The following is a 1,131-nucleotide window of genomic DNA, read 5'->3' on the forward strand; positions in this document are numbered from 1 at the left end:
CGGCCGGGGCCTGTGTGTGACGGGTGTGGGCGTCGGGGTGTCTGGTGTCAGTGGTGCGGGCCCGGGCTCGGTGGGCGGTGGTGGTGGTGTGGGGGTGCCTGCGAGGGTGTCTAGTTGGGTGGCGATCCAGTGGTCTCGGGTGGTGCTGGCGTGCTGGTAGAGGGCGGCGGCGCGGGGGCTGGCGTGGCCGATGCGGCGTTGTAGCTCGGCCTGCGTTGCTCCGGTGATAGCGGCCAGGGTGGCACCGGTGTGGCGTAGGTGGTGCCAGGAGATATCCGGGCGGCCGATGCTCTCCCGGGCCGGTGCCAGGGCCCGGGTGCGCCGGGTGGAGGTGACGGGTTGGCCGGTGGCCGTGGTGAACACCAGGGCGGCCGGATCGGGGCCCGTGTAGGTCTCGAGGTGCGCGGCCAGGGCGGCGGTCACGGAACCGGGCAGGGCCACGGTGCGCCGTCCCGCGCTGGTCTTGGGCGGCCCGTAGGAGACGGGCTGACCGGTGACCTGCACCAGCGTGCGGCGCACGGTCACGGTCCCGGCCTCGGGGTCCACGTCGGCCCGTTGCAGGGCGAACAGCTCGCCAGGGCGCAGCCCGGACCAGGCGGCCACCAGCACGGCGGCCCGGAACCTCGGGGCCACGGCCTCGGCCAGGGCGGTGACCTCGGGGGCGGTCAGCGGGATGCGCTCGGGATGCGGGGCCGTGGCGGCTCCCTTGACCTGGGCGGGGTTGGTCGGGATCAGCCCGTCGCGGACGGCCTGGGCCAGCATGGTGCGCAGCAGCCGGTAGGCCTGGGCGGCTGCCGTCCGGCCAGCCGTGGCGGCGTGCTCGGGATCGACCGGCCCGGTGACCGATTCCGCGGCGGGGGCCCCGGCTGCGGTCCAGGCGTCCACCACGGCGGCGGGCAGCTTGCCGGTGTCGGCCACCTCGAAGCCCTGGGCGCGGGCCCACGCACGGGCCGGGTGAGTCCGGCGGCCCTGCCCCGTGGTGGCGGTGGCGGCGGCATGGGTGGCGGCCACCAGCTCGGTATGCCATTCCCGGACCAGGCTCACGGTCAGGGCGGACAGGGGCAGGGTGCCCAGCTCGATGCGGCCCACCTGCGGGATGATCCAGCGGGCGGCGGTGCGCTGGTAGAGCTC

At 75.9% G+C, this 1,131-nt stretch carries 1 protein-coding gene; it reads right to left on the minus strand.

The genetic code is table 11. From position 1 onward, the window contains the following. Positions 1-1,131: site-specific integrase (locus tag AB0K08_RS16995; RefSeq protein ID WP_363356521.1), on the minus strand; the 1,131-nt coding region annotated here is incomplete at both ends.

The sequence above is a fragment of the Citricoccus sp. NPDC055426 genome, from assembly GCF_040677445.1.
Taxonomy (GTDB): domain Bacteria; phylum Actinomycetota; class Actinomycetes; order Actinomycetales; family Micrococcaceae; genus Citricoccus.